The organism is Plantibacter elymi (nom. nud.) (genome assembly GCF_900177795.1).
GTDB lineage: Bacteria > Actinomycetota > Actinomycetes > Actinomycetales > Microbacteriaceae > Plantibacter > Plantibacter elymi.
Genome location: NZ_FXWJ01000001.1, coordinates 909,792 through 925,975 on the forward strand (window position 1 = coordinate 909,792; position 16,184 = coordinate 925,975).

Sequence of the window (16,184 nt, forward strand, 5' to 3'; positions counted from 1 at the left end):
CGATCGGGGTGAACGCGAATGGACAGCTAGCGTACTAATCTCGCCGCTCCGTGAAGTAGCCTCGTGATATGGAGACCCACCACGTCGTCGACGTGCCCTATCGACAACAGCATCAGGTCGAGGATGCCCTCGAGCGTTTCCTCGAACTGGCGAAGACGCAGGCGGTGTCGTTCGGCGGCGCCGGCTACCTGCGGCTCTGGGAGACCATCGAGCGCAGCATGGCCGGCGGCAAGCGGTTCCGTCCCCGGATGGTCATGACGGCCTACGAGGCGCTGGGTGGCGAGGACATCGTCGCGGCCGCCCACGTCGCTGCCGCCTACGAACTCCTGCACACCGCGCTGATCGTCCACGACGACGTGATCGACCGCGACTTCGTCCGGCGCGGCAGCCCCAACGTCTCCGGCAGCTACCGCGACATCGCGCAGACCGCGGGCATCCCGCTGCCGCTCGCCGAGCACCGCGGCATGTCCGTCGCCGTCATCGCCGGCGACCTCGCCCTGTCCGCGTCCTACCGCCTGATCGACCGCGCGGGGAGTGCCGACTCGGTCCGCACCCGCCTGCGCGAGATCCTCGACGACGCGATCTCCGCCTCGGCGGCCGGCGAGCTCGCCGACGTCGACTTCACGGTCGGCGGCGTCGTCCCGACGGTCGACGACATCATCCGCATGGAGCGTCTGAAGACCGCCTACTACTCGTTCGAGGCGCCCCTGCAGTCGGGTGGCGTCCTGGCTGGCGCTCCGGAGGCGACGATCGACGCGCTCGGAGCGTTCGGGCAGCAGATCGGCATCGCCTATCAGATCATCGACGACGTCCTCGGCGTCTTCGGCGACTCGAAGACGACCGGCAAGACGACGATCGGCGACCTCCGCGAGGGCAAGTTGACGGTCATGGTGGCGTTCGCGGCGGAGCAGCCCGAGTGGCACGCCGTCGAGCACCTCTTCGGCGACCCGGACCTCGACGAGGAGGGTGCCGCCGTCCTGCGCGACGTCCTCACGACGACGGGCGCCCGCCAGCACGCGACCCTGCTCGCCGGTGACTACGCCAACCGCGCCTGGGAGCAGCTGGCCTCGCCGAGCATCCCGGCGCAGCTCCGCGACGAGCTCCGCCCCATCGTCGCCACCGTGCTCGAGCGGTCGCGATGACCGCAGCAGGGGACGGGACCGGGCGACCGGCCGACGACGCCTCGGCGGTCGGCGACGCACGACAGCTCTACGACCGGGTAGCCCAGGAGACCGCGAGCATCGTCATCCGTCGGTACTCCACGTCCTTCGGCCTGGCGGCCAGGCTGCTCGGTGGCGACATCCGCCAGGACGTCGAGAACGTGTACGCACTCGTGCGCATCGCCGACGAGATCGTCGACGGCGTGGCCGCGGCGGCCGGGCTCGACCCCGAGCGGGTCCTCCGCATGCTCGACGCCCTCGAGCAGGACACCGAGGACGCGATGGAGACGGGGTACAGCAGCAACCTCGTCGTCCACGCCTTCGCCATCTCGGCGCGGTCGGCGGGGATCGAGGTCGACCTCACCCGTCCGTTCTTCGCGTCCATGCGCGCGGACCTCTCGCGGACCGTCCACACCCCGGAGACGTTCCGCGACTACGTGTACGGCTCCGCCGAGGTCGTCGGGCTCATGTGCCTGCGGATCTTCCTGCGCGGCCACGACGTCGACGACGCCCAGCGCGCCGCGTTCGTCGTCGGCGCCAGGAGTCTCGGTGCCGCCTTCCAGAAGGTGAACTTCCTCCGCGACCTCTCGGCCGACCACGACGAGCTCGGCCGCAGCTACTTCCCGGGTGTCGCCGTCGACGAGCTCACCGAGGCGCAGAAGCACAGCCTGCTCGACGACATCGAAGCCGATCTCGACCGCTCGGCAGCGGTCCTCGGGCGGCTGCCGAAGTCGAGCCGTCGCGCGGTCGCCCTCGCCCAGGAGCTCTTCTCGGAACTCGCCCGACGCATCCGGACGACGCCGGCCTCGGCGCTCGTCCGCACGCGTGTCCGGGTGCCCGACCCGGTCAAGCTCCGCATCGCCGCCGGCGCGCTCGCCGGTCGCACACCGGCCACGACCGGCACCACCGCCTCCATCCCGACGATCGACGAGAGTTCGCAGTCATGACCACCTCCCACAACCGGACCGTCGTCATCGGCGGCGGCATCAGCGGTCTCGCCACCGCAGCCCTCCTCGCCCGCGACGGCCAGCGGGTCACGCTGCTCGAACGACGCGAGGTGCTCGGCGGCCGCGCCGGCACCTGGGAGCAGGACGGCTTCACCTTCGACACCGGCCCGAGCTGGTACCTCATGCCGGAGGTCTTCGACCACTTCTACCGCCTCCTCGGCACCTCCGCGGCCGAGCAGCTCGACCTCGGGCGACTCGACCCGGCGTACCGCGTCTACTCGGAGGGCCGCGACGGGCACCTCGACCTCGCCGCCGACCGGGCCGGCAACCTCGCCCTGTTCGAGTCGGTCGAACCCGGCGCCGGCGCGAAGATGGACGTGTACCTCCGCAGCGCGAAGGAGACCTACGAGATCGCCATCCGGAGCTTCCTGTACACGACGTTCGAGTCGTACCGGACGCTCGCGAGCCGTGAGGTCCTCGCCCGGATGCCGAAGCTCGCGAAGCTCCTCACGGAGGACCTCGACACCCTGGCCGCACGCACCGTCGCCGACGTCCGTCTGCAGCAGATCCTCGGCTACCCGGCCGTGTTCCTCGGCTCCTCGCCCTTCGAGGCGCCGAGCATGTACCACCTCATGAGCTACCTCGACCTCGAGGACGGCGTGCTCTACCCGCAGGGCGGCTTCTCGCGGATCATCGACACGATCGCCGAGCTCGCCCGCGCCGAGGGCGTGGAGATCATCACGGGCGCCGAGGTCACCGGCATCACCACGATGCCCGCCGGCCGCCGCGCCAGGGTCGACGGCGTCAACTACCTCGACGCCGACGGTCGTCGGCAGCTGCTCCGCGCCGACCGCGTCGTGTCCGCCGCCGACCTGCACCACACCGAGACGACGCTGCTGCCGCGTGAGCTCCAGACCTACCCGGCCGAGTACTGGGAGAAGCGCACCGCCGGTCCCGGAGCCGTGCTCGTCATGCTCGGCGTCCGCGGCGAGCTCCCGGAGCTCCTGCACCACAGCCTGTTCTTCACGGCCGACTGGCGCGACAACTTCGGCCGCATCTTCGGCGAGGAGACGAGCGTGCCCGACCCCGCGTCGCTGTACGTCTGTCGCCCGAGCGCGACCGATGCGGGCGTCGCACCCGACGGTCACGAGAACCTGTTCATCCTGGTTCCGGTCCCTGCCGATCCGTCCATCGGTGGCGGTGGAGACGCCCGGGTCGCGGAGATCGGCGACGCCGCCATCGCGCAGATCGCCGAGTGGGCCGGCGTCCCCGACCTCGCCGAGCGCATCGTGGTGCGTCGCGACGTCGGACCGGCCGACTTCGCGACCGACCTCAACGTCTGGAAGGGCACCGCCCTCGGGCCGGCGCACATCCTCTCGCAGAGTGCGATGTTCCGGAGCGGCAACGTCAGCAAGAAGGTCGACGGCCTGTTCTACACCGGCGGCTCAACCATCCCGGGCATCGGCCTGCCGATGTGCCTCATCAGCGCAGAGCTCGTCGTGAAGCGCATGCGTGGCGACATCACCACCGGCCCGATGGCGGAGCCGTTGCGCGCTCGCGCCGAGGCGACCGGCTGATGGGTCTGCTGTACCTGCTGGCGCTGCTCGTCTCGATCACCGGGATGGTCATGCTCGACCGGCGGTTCCGGCTGTTCTTCTGGGCCGACCGACGACGGGCCGCGATCATCCTGCCGATCGGCGTCGTGTTCTTCCTCGTGTGGGACCTCCTCGGCATCGGCACCGGCATCTTCTTCCGCGGTGAGACCGCGTTCATGACCGGGCTGCAGGTCGCGCCCGAGCTGCCGATCGAGGAGGTCTTCTTCCTGACGCTGCTCTGCTACCTCACGATGAACCTGTTCGGTGCGGCGCGACACACGCTCGGCCGGGTGTCCCGCCGGACGACCGGCGCCGCCGAGGTGAGCGGACGATGACCTACTGGGCCCTCAACGCATGGTTTCTCGCCGTCGTGGCGGTCGTCGCGCTGCTCGCGGTCGTGCGGCTCGATCGACGCCGTGCGAGCGGACCGCGATCCACCGGTCTGACGGCGGGCACCTGGCTGCTCGCGGTGGGCGGTGGGCTCGTCGTCCTCCTACTCATGACCGCGCTGTTCGACAACATCATGATCGGCATCGGGCTCGTCGGCTACGACCCGGCGCTCATCTCCGGCGCCTTCATCGGCATCGCGCCGCTCGAGGACTTCGCCTACGCCATCGCGGCGGCCGTCCTGCTCCCGTCGCTCTGGGTGCTCCTCGAGCGCCGAACCCCTGCTCCCGTCTCCCCATCCCCGTCCCAGGAGGACCCGGCATGAACCGACTCGGCCAGCTCGTGCTGTCCTCCCGACCGCTGTCGTGGATCAACACCGCGTACCCGTTCGCCGCGGCGTACCTGCTGACCACGCGCGAACTCGACCTCACCTTCTGGCTCGGGACGCTGTACTTCCTCATCCCGTACAACCTCGCGATGTACGGCATCAACGACGTCTTCGACTACGAGTCCGACCTGCGGAACCCGCGCAAGGGCGGCGTCGAGGGCGCGGTCCTGGACCGCCGGATGCACCGGTTGACGATCTTCGCGGCGATCGTGACGAACGTCCCGTTCCTCGTCTACCTCGTCGTCATCGGGTCGCCGCTGTCGTGGCTCGTCCTCGCGATCAGCGTGTTCGCGCTCATCGCGTACAGCGCACCCGGCCTGCGGTTCAAGGAGCGGCCGTTCATCGACTCGCTCACCTCGAGCACGCACTTCGTGAGCCCGGCGGTCTACGGCCTCGTCCTCGCCGGCGCGGTCTTCACCCCCGCGCTCTGGGCGCTGCTCGTCGGGTACTTCCTCTGGGGGATCGCCAGCCACGCCTTCGGTGCGGTGCAGGACATCATCGCCGACCGGGAGGGCGGGATCGGCTCGATCGCGACGGTCATCGGTGCGGCGGCGACCGTCCGGTTCGCCTTCGTCGCCTACCTGGCCGGCGGTGCACTGATGCTCGTGACCCCGTGGCCCATCCCGTTGGCGGGCCTGCTCGCGCTGCCCTACGCCGCTAGTGTGTTGCCGTTCTGGAACCTCCGGGAGGAGGACGCCGAGCGGGCCAACGCAGGCTGGAAGCGGTTCCTCCGCCTCAACTTCCTGACGGGCTTCCTCATCACGATGCTCATCATCTGGTACTGGTTCCTGACGTCCTGACCCCTGTTTCCTCTCCCTAACTCAGGAAACCGGCGGCGCGTCGCCGGTCCCGCAGGCAGGACCGGCGCGACACGCCGGGCACGTCCTGAGTTAGGGGAGGAGGACAGGCTCAGAGCTCGAAGGAGAAGCCGAGGTCCTCGGGGTACTCGCCGAGCTCGGTGAGGCCGGTCGCCGCGCGCTGGAGGGCGGCGAGGGTCAGGCCGAGCGTGCCGGGGCCGAAGCTGACGCGTGAGACGCCGAGTTCGGCCAGGCGCTTGAGCGGCACCGCGCCGGGGTAGCCGATGACGGAGATGCGTCCGTGCACCTGCTCGATCGCTTTGGCGACGAGCTCTTCGGTGCCGAGCCCGAGGAAGAAGACGACGTCCGCACCGGCCTCGAGGTAGGCGTTGGCGCGCGTGACGGCCTCGTCCCATGCCTCGGGGTCGCCGGCGAGCGTGTCGACCCGGGCGTTGATGACGAGCGGGATGCCCGCGTCCTCGGCTCCGGCGCGAGCGGCGGCGACGCGGGCCGCGGCCTCCTCGATCGGGAACTGTGGGGCCTTCGCGGCACCGACGGAGTCCTCGAGGTTGATGCCGACGGCACCCGACTCGACGATGAGGCGGCGGACGTTCTCGCGAACCCCGGCCGCGTCGGACGCGTAGCCCTTCTCGAAGTCGATCGTCACCGGCAGGTCGACGGCGCCCACGATGATCTTCGCGGCGGCGATCGCCTCGTCGACGTCGAGGCCACCGCCGTCTTCGAGCCCACGGACGTTCGACACCGAGTGGCTCGCCGAGGCGAGGGCGACGATGCCGGGGGCCTCGGAGACGACCTTCGCGGTGATGGCGTCCCAGACGTTGGTGACGATGAGCGGGGAACCCGGCTCGTGGAGGGAGTTGAGGAGGACGGCTTTGGCATGCTGATCAGTCATGTCCGCAGTCTGCCAGCGGACGTCGGCCGCCCAGCCGACAAGCGTCGAGAATTCAGGGAACGTTCGGGTTGGCTACGGTTCCCGGCTCGGGTGGGCCGCTCCCGTGACGCAAGACGAGGGCGCTCCGTGCGCCATCCCACGCCGCCGGTGGCCCGGGCGGGCAGGATGCCGTGCGTATCATTGGTGGCCGAAGGAAGGCGTTCCCATGACGAAACCGCCGACGGTCTACGACGTCGCGCACCACGCCGGCGTCTCCATCGCGACCGTCTCGCGGGTGCTCAGCCGCCCCGACGACGTGAAGCCGGCCACGCGAGACCGCGTGCTCGCCTCGGTCGGTGAACTCGGGTACGTCCCGAGCGGGGCCGCACGAGGACTCGCCGCGCGCCGCACCGGCGTCATCGGCCTGTTCTTCCAGGGGCTCGACGCGATGGACGACCTCGGGGACATCGCCCTCGAGGGTGACGAAGCGGCGGCCGGGGGAGCGCGCATCGTCCGCGACATCCCGGAGCGGACCGACACTCGGACGCTCAACCTCTACTTCGACGAGGTGCTGCGCGGCTGCGAGCTGGAGTCCTGGCGGAGCGGGTTCGCGCTGCTCGTCGGTGTCGGCCGCGGATCCACGGCGACGCAGACCGTGCGCGACATGGCGGGTCGGGTGGACGGCCTCATGGTGCTGGCCGGGAGTGCCAGCGAGGAGGAGCTCGCGCGCCTGTCGCGGCACGTCCCGATCGTCGTGATGGCGGGGCCGCGGCGCGGCGACGACCTCGATCACGTCTCCGTGAGCAACGCCGAGGGGATGCGCACGCTCACGGCGCACCTCATCGACGACCTCGGTGCCCGGGAGCTCGAGTACGTGGCGGGAAGCCTCGGCTCGCCCGACGACGCGGAGCGCTGGAGCGGGTTCCGTGCAGCCCTCGCGGACCGGTCGCTCGAGGCCCCGGAGGAGCCGACCCTCCGCGGTGACTTCACCCGGGAGGGTGGGCGACGGGTCGGTCGGGAGCTGTTCCGACGCGACGGACTGCCGCGGGCCGTCGTGTGCGCCAACGACCAGATGGCGCTCGGGGTGATCGACGCCGCCAGGATCGCCGGGGTTGCGGTCCCGGAGGAGCTCATCGTCACCGGATTCGACGGCATCGACGCCGGCCGCCTGTCGGCTCCGCGGCTCACGACGGTCCGTCAGCCGATGGAGACGCTCGGCCGGGTCTCCGTGCAGGCGCTCGCCCGTCGCCTCGCCGAGCCGAAGCTGCCCGCGATGTCCGTCCGACTCCCCGTCGAGGTCGTCCTCCGCGAGAGCTCCGAGTCGAGCGTCTCCGTGTCCCTTCCCTAACTCAGGACGTGTGCGGCGTGTCGCCCGTAGGGCGCGAGTACGTTGGCGGACACGCCGATGCTTTCCTGAGTTAGGGAAATCCAACACGGGTTGCGCCGGACAATGTATGCGCTTACACTCAACCGGTACAGACTTCAGCAAGGACGGTGGCGATGACGCACACGACGCACGAGCGGACCAAGGTCCGCAGGCGCAGACGACTCGGAGCAGCGGCGATGATCGCCGCGGCGGCCTTGCTCGTCTCCGGCTGCAGCATCCAGATCAAGAGCGAGCCGGATCCCTCGATCCCCGCCGACACGATGCTGCTGGCCTCCGACAAGGGCACCCCGATGCTCGAGCGGAACTTCAACCCCTACCTCGTGAACAAGCGCTCGGCCTCGAGCTACATCTACGAGCCGCTCGTGATCATCAACGTGCTCGACGGCAAGGAGACGCCGTGGCTCGCAGAGAAGGTCGATCTCCCGGACGCCCGCACGATCGACTACACGATCCGCGACGGCGCCACCTGGTCCGACGGCGAGGCGTTCACCCCCGAGGACGTGAAGTTCACCTTCGACCTCATCAAGCAGTACCCGACGCTCGACCAGAAGGGCGCCTGGCAGCACATCGACACGATCGAGGTGAAGGGCCAGCACGTCATTATGCACCTGCTCGACGATGACGCGCCCGCGGCCGACATCGTCTCGCAGACGCTCATCGTCCCGGAGCACATCTGGAAGGACGTCAAGAGCCCCGACACCTGGCGGAACCCGAACCCGGTCGGTACCGGTCCGTACGTCCTCGGCAACTACACCTCGCAGCAGTACACGATGGACAAGAACGAGACGTACTGGCAGGCCGACAAGATCGAGGTCAACCACCTCGTGATCCCCGCGGCCACCGGTGAGCTCGACATCGTCACGAAGGGCTTCGACTGGGCGTACTCGTTCCTGTCGAACGTCGAAGGCACCTGGGGTGCGGCCAACGACCACAACAAGTTCTGGTTCCCACCGGGAGGCGTGATCGGGCTCGTGCCCAACATGGACGTCGCCCCGTTCGACAACGTCGACGTCCGCCGCGGCATCGCCCTGGCGCTCGACCGCGACAAGATCGCCGACGCAGCGACCGAGGGCTACCTCGGTGCGGCCGGCCAGTCGAGCCTCATGCTCCCCAACCAGGAGGACGAACTCGACCCGACCCTGCCGAACCAGGGCATGATCACCCAGGACACCGCCGGCGCCCTCGAGGCCTTCGCGGCCGCCGGGTACACCCAGCAGGGCGGCAAGCTCGTCGATGCGGCGGGCAAGCAGTTCAGCTTCTCGATCACGACCGCCAACGGCTACGCGGACTGGCTCCGCGCGGTCCAGGAGGTCCGCAAGGAGCTCGGCGCTCTCGGCATCGACGTGCAGATCAAGCAGCCGCAGCCGCCGGGGTACCAGCAGGCCATCCAGAGCGGTGCCTTCGAGGTCGCCATGGGCGGCATGGGCAACGGCATCATGTTCCAGGGGTTCAACAACAGCTTCAACAGCGAGTTCGCGAAGCCGATCGGCGAGACGACGTCCAGCAACTTCGGTCGCTACCGCAACCCGCAGATGGACCAGCTGCTCGCGCAGTACAAGGAGACGACCGACGAGGCCACTCGCCTGGGGCTGAGCCACCAGATGCAGCAGATCGTCTACAGCGACTTCCCGGTCATCGGTATGTACTACGGCGGGCTCTGGGGCCTCTACAACGACAAGAAGTTCACCGGCTGGCCCGATGCGGACAACCCGTACGCGCCGCTGCAGACCTACGACCAGACCCCGCTCCTCGTGTTCACGCACCTCAAGCTCCGGAAGGACGGTGAGTGACCGTGTACATGGTGCGCAAACTCGGCCTCTTCGTCCTCACCCTGTGGGCGGCGGTCACGCTGAACTTCCTCCTGCCGCGGCTCATGCCCGGCTCCCCGACCGACGCCGCGATCGCGAAGCTCGCGCAGAACGGCCCGGTCTCCGCGGCCACACGTGCGGCGATCGAGGCCCAACTCGGTGTCCCCGGCGGCAACCTCTGGGAGCAGTACGTCACGTACCTGCACCAGGTCGTGACGCTCGACTTCGGGGTCTCGTACACCTTCTTCCCGCAGTCGGTCGGTGAGCTCATCTGGCAGGCGTTCCCGTACACGATCATCCTGCTCGGGATCGTGACGATCGTCGCCTTCATCCTCGGCACCCTCATCGGCGTGCTCGCGGCCTGGCGGCGGAACACCTGGCTCGACGCCCTGCCGACACTGAGCGGCACGTTCGCCAGCACGTTCCCGTACTTCTGGACCGCACTGCTCCTGCTGTTCTTCGCCGGCTACGTGCTCCACTGGTTCCCGACCTCGGGCGCCTTCGGCCCGACGGCTTCACCGGCCTTCACCTGGGACTTCATCGTCGACGTCGCGTACCACGCGGTGCTGCCGGCGCTGACGATCCTGGTGACGAGCCTCGGTGGCTGGATCATCGGCATGCGCAACGCGATGATCAACACCCTCGGTGACGACTACGTGACCTTCGCCGAGGCGAACGGTCTCCGTGGTCGCACGGTCGCCATCAAGTACGCGGCCCGCAACGCGATCCTCCCGAACCTCACCGGCTTCGGGCTCGCGCTCGGCGGTGTGGTCGGCGGCTCGATCCTCGTGGAGCAGGTCTTCGGGTACCCGGGCATCGGCTTCCTCCTGTTCAACGCGGTGATCGGACAGGACTACCCGCTCATGCAGGCGCTGTTCCTGCTCATCACCGTGAGCGTGCTCATCGCCAACTTCCTCGTCGACATCCTGTACGGCGTACTCGACCCAAGGACCCGCCGATGACCACCACACAGCACGTCAAGACACTGCAGTCCGACCAGACCGTGCGTCCGCCGAGGAAGTTCGCCTTCATCGGTCGATCGGCGGCGACGCTCTGGGCCAACTGGAAGTCCCGCCTCGGGCTCATCATCCTCGCGTTCTTCATCCTCGTCGCGATCTTCGCGCCGGTGCTCGCACCGTACGGCGCGAGCCAGGACGGGTTCCCCCGGAACGCCGACTCGAGCCCCGAGCACTGGTTCGGGACGACGGCGGCGGGCGAGGACGTCCTCAGCCAGCTCATCTACGGTTCGCAGATCAGCGTCACGGTCGGGTTCATCGCCGGCATCCTGTCGACGATCGTCGCGGTCCTGATCGGCCTCAGCTGGGGCTACATCAAGGGCTTCGGCGCCGAGGTCGTGAACTTCATCGTCAACCTGTTCCTCGTGGTGCCCGGCCTGCCGCTCATGATCGTCATCGCCGCGTACCTCCAGAACGGTGGGCTCGTGATGATCGTCGCGGTCATCGTGATCACCGGGTGGGCGTGGGGTGCCCGCGTGCTCCGCAGCCAGACGCAGTCGCTGCGTTCGCGTGACTTCGTGACCGCGGCCCGCTTCTCCGGCGACCGACCGTTCCGCATCGTGTTCAACGAGATCCTGCCGAACATGACGTCCCTCATCGCCGGTGGCTTCTTCGGTGCCGCGACGAGTGCGATCCTCGCGGAGGCCGGCCTCGAGTTCCTCGGCCTCGGCGACTCGTCGATCGTCAGCTGGGGCACCATCCTCTACTGGGCGCAGAACTCCAACGCCCTGCTCACCGGTCAGTGGATCCTCCTCTTCGCCCCCGGTCTCTGCATCGCGCTCCTCGCGATGAGCCTCACCCTCATCAACTTCGGTGTCGACGCGATCAGCAACCCGCGCCTCCGTGAAGGGAAGTCACGATGAACGCCGTCAACCTCCAGGCCGAGAGCGCGTCCGCGCCGGCAGCCGGGACCGGAGCGCTCCTCGAGGTCCGCGACCTGTCCGTCGTCTACGAGTCCGTCGGCGCCGCGCCGGTCCAGGCGGTCGACCACGTGTCGTTCTCCGTCGGTGCCGGTGAGTTCATCGGGCTCGTGGGCGAGTCCGGCTCCGGGAAGTCGACGCTCGGCTTCGCGGCCACCCGCTTGCAGAAGCCGCCGGCACGCATCAACGGCGGGCAGATCCTCTTCGGTGGCAAGGACATCCGTGAGCTCGGCGACGAGGCGCTCCGCGAGCAGCGTCAGGGCGGGTTCGCCATGGTGCTGCAGTCGGGCATGAACGCGCTCAACCCGGTCCGTACCATCCGCAACCACTTCGTCGACATCTTCAAGGCGCACGGCCACGTGTCCCGCGACCGCTGGGACGCCCGGATGGACGAGCTGGTCGGCAAGGTCGGGCTGACGCCGCAGGTTCTCGCGCGCTTCCCCGGTGAGCTGTCCGGCGGCATGCGTCAGCGCGTGTCCATCGCGCTCGCCCTGTCGCTCGAGCCTCGGCTCATGGTGTTCGACGAACCGACGACCGCGCTCGACGTCCTCGTGCAGCACGCGATCATGGACACGATCACCGAGCTGCAGCAGGCCGAGGGGTTCACCGCCATCCTCATCAGCCACGACCTCGGTGTCGTGCTCGAGGCGACGCAGCGCGTGCTCGTCATGCACGAGGGCCGCATCGTCGAGGACGCCCCGAGCCGCGACATCCTCGAGCGTCCGCAGGACCCGTACACGCGGATGCTGCTCAGTCATTACGCCGACCCGCGCGCCGCGGTCGTCGAGCTGCCCGGATTCCCGTCTCGGGCGAACCGGGGCACGGCTCCGGTGTCCGGCACGACGACGAGTGTCCCGACCGCGACGAGCGCGAGCTCCGAGTCGGGCCCTTCGACAGGCTCAGGGACCGTTGCTGCCAGAGCCGGTCGCTCGGCCGAGTCGGCGGTCATCGTCGACGCCGTCTCGAAGGTCTACCCGCCACCGCGTCGCGGTGAGTCCGCGGTCACGGCCGTCGACGACGTGTCGTTCACGCTCGAACCCGGTCAGTCGCTCGCGCTCGTCGGGGCCTCGGGCTCCGGCAAGTCGACCATCGCGAAGCTCATCACGGGCATCGAGAAGCCGACCTCCGGCGCCGTCCGCTTCGGTGACCTCGACGTCGCCCAGCTCAACCGCAAGGGCATCCGGAACCTGCACAAGAACGTGCAGATGATCTTCCAGGACCCGTACGCAGCGCTCAACCCGCTGCACACGGTCGAGTACACGCTCACCCGGCCGGTGGTGAACTTCACCGGGCTGAAGGGCGACGCCGTCCGCAAACGGGTGCTCGAACTCCTCGAGACGGTGGGCCTCTCGCCCGTCGAGCAGTTCGCGGCGAAGCTGCCCCACCAGCTCTCCGGTGGACAGCGGCAGCGCGTCGTGATCGCCCGGGCACTCGCGAGCGACCCCCAGGTGCTCATCGCCGACGAGCCCGTGTCGATGCTCGACGTGTCGCTGCGTGCCGGTGTGCTCGCGCTGCTCGAGGACCTGCGCGAGCAGTGGGGCGTCTCGATGCTCTACATCACTCACGACCTGCTGTCGGCGCGACTCGTGACCGACAACATCATGGTCCTCAACCAGGGTCGCGTCGTCGAACGTGGCGAGACCGCGCACGTCCTGCAGCACCCGCAGGATCCGTACACGATCCAGCTGCTCGACGCCGTCCCCAACCCGGCCCGCGCCAAGCGCTGACGCCCGTCCGGTCCCTGCGCCCACCCCGTCCGGTCCCTGAGCCCGCCCCGTCCGGTCCCTGAGCCCGCCCCGTCCGGTCCCTGAGCCCGCCCCGTCCGGTCCCTGAGCTTGTCGAAGGGCCTGGTCTTCGTCCCGGTCCCTGAGCTTGTCGAAGGGCCACACCTCTACATGAAACAGGAGCAACACCCGTGCTGACCTTCCCCGACGGCTTCCTCTGGGGCGCCGCCACCGCTGCCCACCAGATCGAGGGCAACAACATCAACAGCAACTGGTGGGTGCACGAGCACGAAGCCGGGACGAACATCGTCGAGCCCTCGGGCGACGCGATGGACAGCTACCACCGCTACCGCGAGGACATGCAGCTGCTCGCCGACGCCGGGCTCAACACCTACCGGTTCAGCGTCGAGTGGGCCCGGATCGAGCCCGAGCGCGGCATCGTCTCGCGTGCGGAGGTCGACCACTACCGTCGCATGGTCGACACCGCGCACGAGCTGGGACTCAACCCGGTCGTCACGCTCATGCACTTCACGGTGCCGCGCTGGTTCGAGCGCGACGGGTTCTGGCGGGCGAAGGACGCCGCCGACCTCTTCGCGCGGTACACCGAGCTGACCCTGCCGATCGTCGGCGAGGGTGTCGAACACGTCTGCACCATCAACGAGCCGAACATCGCCGCGATGCTCGCCGGTGGTGAGGACGCGGCCAACCTCGTCGCGTACGGCCTGCCGAACCCGGACCTGTTCGTGGCCGACGCGCTCCTCGAGTCGCACAAGCGTTCGCGCGAGGTGCTCTCCCAGGTGTCCGGCCTGAAGTCCGGCTGGACCATCGCGACGCAGGCGTTCCGGTCGAACGGTGAGCCGGGCTCCGACGAGATGCTGCGCGAGTACGGCTACCCGCGTGACGACTGGTACCTCGAGCAGTCCGCCGGTGACGACTTCCTCGGCGTCCAGGCGTACACGCGCACGTTCATCGGTCCGAAGGGCCCGCTGCCCGTCGAGGACGGCGTCGAGACGACGCTCACCGGTTGGGAGTTCTACCCGCCGGCCGCCGCCGAGGGTGTGCGGAGTGCCTGGGAGCTGTCGGGCGGGGTGCCGATCATGATCACCGAGAACGGCATCGCGACCTCGGACGACACCCGCCGGATCGACTACACGGACGGCGCCCTGCGCGAGCTGCACGCCTGCATCCAGGACGGGATCCAGCTCGAGGGGTACCTCCACTGGAGCGCGCTCGACAACTACGAGTGGGCGAGCGGCTTCCGGCCGACTTTCGGCCTCATCGCCGTCGACCGCGAGACCTTCGTGCGGACGCCGAAGCCGAGCCTCGCGTGGCTCGGGAACGTCGCCAAGGCGAACGGCCTCACGGAGTAGCCGAAGCCCTGGTCCCGTCCCTAACTCAGGAGATGTCCGGTGTGTCCGGCTGGTGTGGGTGGCGACACGCGACGGAGTCCTGAGAACGGGACGGTGGGTCGAATCGAGAGAGCCCCGGGCAGCGATTGCTGCCCGGGGCTCTGTGCATGGTGGTCGGCTCGGGTCCGCATGGGCGGAAGACGCCGGCGGCCGGTCAGCGCTCGCTGCGGGGGCCGCGACCGAAGCGACCACGCGGGCCGTGCTCGTGCGCTGTGTGCTCGTCCCGGCCGAAGGCTCGGGCGATGCTCTCGAGGCTGGCGAGCGTCGTCGCGAGGTCCTCGGGTGAGACGGCGTCGGCGACGGTCTGGCGGACCGCGTCGACCTTGGTGCGGAGCGCGTCGTGCGCCTCGCGACCGGCGTCCGTCAGGGTGATGCCGTCGGCGTCGACGATGACCCAGCCGCGGGCGGCGAAGTCCATGACGATGTCCGCGGTCGAGCGACGAGGACCGCGGTGGTGGCCGTGGCCAGGACCGAACGGTGCGCCGCCGGGACGGTGATCACGACCGAAGCCGGGACCGGACTCGCGGCCGCGCCCGGAGGCCCGATCGTGAGCGGGGTGGCCGTGCTCGTGGTCGCGCGGACGCTCCGCGGATGCGGTGTCCGCCGTCGTCTCGGCGGTGCGCTCGGGGCGACCGAAGCCGCGACCGGGGCCGAACCCGCCGCGGCGGCCGAACCGCTCGGGGCCGCGCGGTCCGCGGCGGTGTGGCGGGAGCGAGGCGCCGATCTCCTCGACGCTCGAGGCGCCGGAGGCGATGAGCTCGAGGGTGCGCCAGCTGCGGCGGCCGAGGCCGTCCTCGGCGAGCACCTCGTGCATCGAGTGCTTGACCGCGTGGTCGACGGTGCGGAGCCAGAAGCCGCGCGGGCGCTCGGTGGACTGGGTGGTGGACTGCTCTGGGGAAGTCGTGGGGGTGTTCATGAGTGGTCTCCTTGTTTGCATGCTCTGTTACATGTAAATGTATAATGACATGTATGTCCGATGGTCGTCAAGCGCAGCCCAGCGAACCCACAGCAACCGACCCGGTGGAGATGATCGAGCAAGCCCTCGTCCAGATCCGGCGGGACCAGTCAGGCCGTCGCTTCGGCGGACGCGGCGGACGTGGTGGGCCCGGTCGCCACCACCACGATGAGCACGGGGGGGGTCATCGGCACGACGCCGACGGCAGCGCTGATGACGAGCGTGGGCGCGGGCGCGGTCCGGGCTTCGGACCCGGCTTCGGTGGGCCTTGGGGTCCCGGCGGTGGCGCCCGTCACCCGCGCGAGCAGGCGATCGCCCAGGCGGCTCGGTTCCGGATGCTGGACGCGCTCGCTCGTGACGAGGCGGTCGGTGGCATGGGGATCAGTGCACTCGCGGAGTCGATCGGCGTCGACCAGCCTCGCGCGAGCCGGCTCGTGGCCGAAGCGACGAAGCGCGGCGAGGTCGCTCGCGCGGTCGACCCGAACGACGGTCGACGCAGTGTGGTGCAGCTGAGCGCCGCCGGCCGCGCGGTCCTGCAGGAGGCGCACCGGGGTCGACGCGACGCGGTCACGACTGCGCTCTCGGGATTCACGCCCGAGGAGGCGGCGCAGTTCGCGGCCTTCCTCGAGCGCTTCGTCGCCGCGTGGCCGCGCCCCGATGCGGAATCGCCCGCCTGATCCTCGACTCCGGGTTCGCAATTCAGAAGCGTCCCGGGTGAGTCGAGCCCCATCATCCCCTCGGTGGCCGGACGCGCCGGGGCGCTCCTGAGTTGTGAACGGTGAGGCGGGCGTCGGGACCG

The 16,184-nt window shown here is 69.4% G+C and carries 15 protein-coding genes; 13 read left to right on the plus strand and 2 right to left on the minus strand.

Translation table 11 applies throughout. The features are described from left to right. The first annotated feature begins 68 nt into the window (after positions 1-68). From CCK91_RS04440 to CCK91_RS04465, 6 genes are read left to right on the plus strand one after another with little or no spacing between them, the layout of a single operon-like run. Complete coding sequence (locus tag CCK91_RS04440) at positions 69-1,142, plus strand: polyprenyl synthetase family protein (protein ID WP_079001229.1); 1,074 nt, start codon at positions 69-71, stop codon at positions 1,140-1,142. Further along, positions 1,139-2,107 carry a phytoene/squalene synthase family protein gene (locus CCK91_RS04445; protein ID WP_086473017.1) on the plus strand — a complete coding sequence of 323 codons (969 nt, stop codon included), beginning with the start codon at positions 1,139-1,141 and terminating at the stop codon, positions 2,105-2,107. Before CCK91_RS04440 ends, CCK91_RS04445 begins: the two co-directional genes overlap by 4 nt. Continuing rightward, positions 2,104-3,684 carry a phytoene desaturase family protein gene (gene crtI, locus CCK91_RS04450; RefSeq protein WP_086473018.1) on the plus strand — a complete coding sequence of 527 codons (1,581 nt, stop codon included), beginning with the start codon at positions 2,104-2,106 and terminating at the stop codon, positions 3,682-3,684. Before CCK91_RS04445 ends, crtI begins: the two co-directional genes overlap by 4 nt. After that, entirely contained in the window at positions 3,684-4,037 is a 354-nt protein-coding gene (locus CCK91_RS04455; RefSeq protein ID WP_086473019.1) for a lycopene cyclase domain-containing protein, read from the plus strand. The genes crtI and CCK91_RS04455 overlap by 1 nt, the downstream gene beginning before the upstream one ends. After that, positions 4,034-4,414: a hypothetical protein gene (locus CCK91_RS04460; protein WP_086473020.1), complete on the plus strand. Its 381-nt coding sequence runs from the start codon at positions 4,034-4,036 to the stop codon at positions 4,412-4,414. The genes CCK91_RS04455 and CCK91_RS04460 overlap by 4 nt, the downstream gene beginning before the upstream one ends. Next, a complete protein-coding gene (locus CCK91_RS04465; RefSeq protein ID WP_064297137.1) occupies positions 4,411-5,277 on the plus strand; it encodes a prenyltransferase in 867 nt (288 codons plus the stop codon). Before CCK91_RS04460 ends, CCK91_RS04465 begins: the two co-directional genes overlap by 4 nt. Before the next feature lie 109 nt (positions 5,278-5,386). Here the strand turns inward: CCK91_RS04465 and CCK91_RS04470 are convergent, their stop codons facing one another. Beyond that, positions 5,387-6,187 (minus strand): isocitrate lyase/PEP mutase family protein, encoded by an 801-nt coding sequence (locus tag CCK91_RS04470; RefSeq protein ID WP_086473021.1) that lies wholly within the window; start codon positions 6,185-6,187, stop codon positions 5,387-5,389. 205 nt (positions 6,188-6,392) lie between these two features. On the opposite strand from CCK91_RS04470, the gene CCK91_RS04475 reads away from it, so the two are divergent. From CCK91_RS04475 to CCK91_RS04500, 6 genes are all read left to right on the plus strand, one after another. Next, positions 6,393-7,514, plus strand: a complete 1,122-nt coding sequence (locus tag CCK91_RS04475; RefSeq protein WP_086473022.1) for a LacI family DNA-binding transcriptional regulator — start codon at positions 6,393-6,395, stop codon at positions 7,512-7,514. A 152-nt stretch (positions 7,515-7,666) separates the two neighbouring features. Then, complete coding sequence (locus tag CCK91_RS04480) at positions 7,667-9,343, plus strand: ABC transporter substrate-binding protein (RefSeq protein WP_086473023.1); 1,677 nt, start codon at positions 7,667-7,669, stop codon at positions 9,341-9,343. A gap of 8 nt (positions 9,344-9,351) precedes the next feature. Beyond that, positions 9,352-10,323: an ABC transporter permease gene (locus CCK91_RS04485; RefSeq protein ID WP_085512196.1), complete on the plus strand. Its 972-nt coding sequence runs from the start codon at positions 9,352-9,354 to the stop codon at positions 10,321-10,323. Beyond that, entirely contained in the window at positions 10,320-11,240 is a 921-nt protein-coding gene (locus CCK91_RS04490) for an ABC transporter permease (protein WP_086473024.1), read from the plus strand. The genes CCK91_RS04485 and CCK91_RS04490 overlap by 4 nt, the downstream gene beginning before the upstream one ends. Then, complete coding sequence (locus CCK91_RS04495) at positions 11,237-13,024, plus strand: ABC transporter ATP-binding protein (RefSeq protein ID WP_086473025.1); 1,788 nt, start codon at positions 11,237-11,239, stop codon at positions 13,022-13,024. The genes CCK91_RS04490 and CCK91_RS04495 overlap by 4 nt, the downstream gene beginning before the upstream one ends. A gap of 188 nt (positions 13,025-13,212) precedes the next feature. Further along, positions 13,213-14,391, plus strand: coding sequence for a glycoside hydrolase family 1 protein (locus CCK91_RS04500; protein ID WP_086473026.1), 1,179 nt, complete (start codon positions 13,213-13,215; stop codon positions 14,389-14,391). Positions 14,392-14,584: 193 nt separating this feature from the next. Here the strand turns inward: CCK91_RS04500 and CCK91_RS04505 are convergent, their stop codons facing one another. Then, positions 14,585-15,346, minus strand: a complete 762-nt coding sequence (locus CCK91_RS04505; RefSeq protein ID WP_086473027.1) for a hypothetical protein — start codon at positions 15,344-15,346, stop codon at positions 14,585-14,587. A 53-nt stretch (positions 15,347-15,399) separates the two neighbouring features. On the opposite strand from CCK91_RS04505, the gene CCK91_RS04510 reads away from it, so the two are divergent. Beyond that, complete coding sequence (locus CCK91_RS04510; RefSeq protein WP_242664314.1) at positions 15,400-16,062, plus strand: MarR family winged helix-turn-helix transcriptional regulator; 663 nt, start codon at positions 15,400-15,402, stop codon at positions 16,060-16,062. The last annotated feature ends 122 nt before the right edge of the window (positions 16,063-16,184 follow it).

Excerpts from the sequence above, each read along its gene's own strand:
- CCK91_RS04510 (WP_242664314.1), top strand. The coding sequence starts at position 15,400 with ATGTCCGATGGTCGTCAAGCGCAGCCCAGCGAACCCACAGCAACCGAC.
- CCK91_RS04475 (WP_086473022.1), top strand. The coding sequence starts at position 6,393 with ATGACGAAACCGCCGACGGTCTACGACGTCGCGCACCACGCCGGCGTC.
- CCK91_RS04495 (WP_086473025.1), top strand. The coding sequence starts at position 11,237 with ATGAACGCCGTCAACCTCCAGGCCGAGAGCGCGTCCGCGCCGGCAGCC.
- crtI (WP_086473018.1), top strand. The coding sequence starts at position 2,104 with ATGACCACCTCCCACAACCGGACCGTCGTCATCGGCGGCGGCATCAGC.
- CCK91_RS04460 (WP_086473020.1), top strand. The coding sequence starts at position 4,034 with ATGACCTACTGGGCCCTCAACGCATGGTTTCTCGCCGTCGTGGCGGTC.
- CCK91_RS04455 (WP_086473019.1), top strand. The coding sequence starts at position 3,684 with ATGGGTCTGCTGTACCTGCTGGCGCTGCTCGTCTCGATCACCGGGATG.
- CCK91_RS04480 (WP_086473023.1), top strand. The coding sequence starts at position 7,667 with ATGACGCACACGACGCACGAGCGGACCAAGGTCCGCAGGCGCAGACGA.
- CCK91_RS04465 (WP_064297137.1), top strand. The coding sequence starts at position 4,411 with ATGAACCGACTCGGCCAGCTCGTGCTGTCCTCCCGACCGCTGTCGTGG.
- CCK91_RS04490 (WP_086473024.1), top strand. The coding sequence starts at position 10,320 with ATGACCACCACACAGCACGTCAAGACACTGCAGTCCGACCAGACCGTG.
- CCK91_RS04445 (WP_086473017.1), top strand. The coding sequence starts at position 1,139 with ATGACCGCAGCAGGGGACGGGACCGGGCGACCGGCCGACGACGCCTCG.
- CCK91_RS04485 (WP_085512196.1), top strand. The coding sequence starts at position 9,352 with ATGGTGCGCAAACTCGGCCTCTTCGTCCTCACCCTGTGGGCGGCGGTC.
- CCK91_RS04470 (WP_086473021.1), bottom strand. The coding sequence starts at position 6,187 with ATGACTGATCAGCATGCCAAAGCCGTCCTCCTCAACTCCCTCCACGAG.
- CCK91_RS04505 (WP_086473027.1), bottom strand. The coding sequence starts at position 15,346 with ATGAACACCCCCACGACTTCCCCAGAGCAGTCCACCACCCAGTCCACC.
- CCK91_RS04440 (WP_079001229.1), top strand. The coding sequence starts at position 69 with ATGGAGACCCACCACGTCGTCGACGTGCCCTATCGACAACAGCATCAG.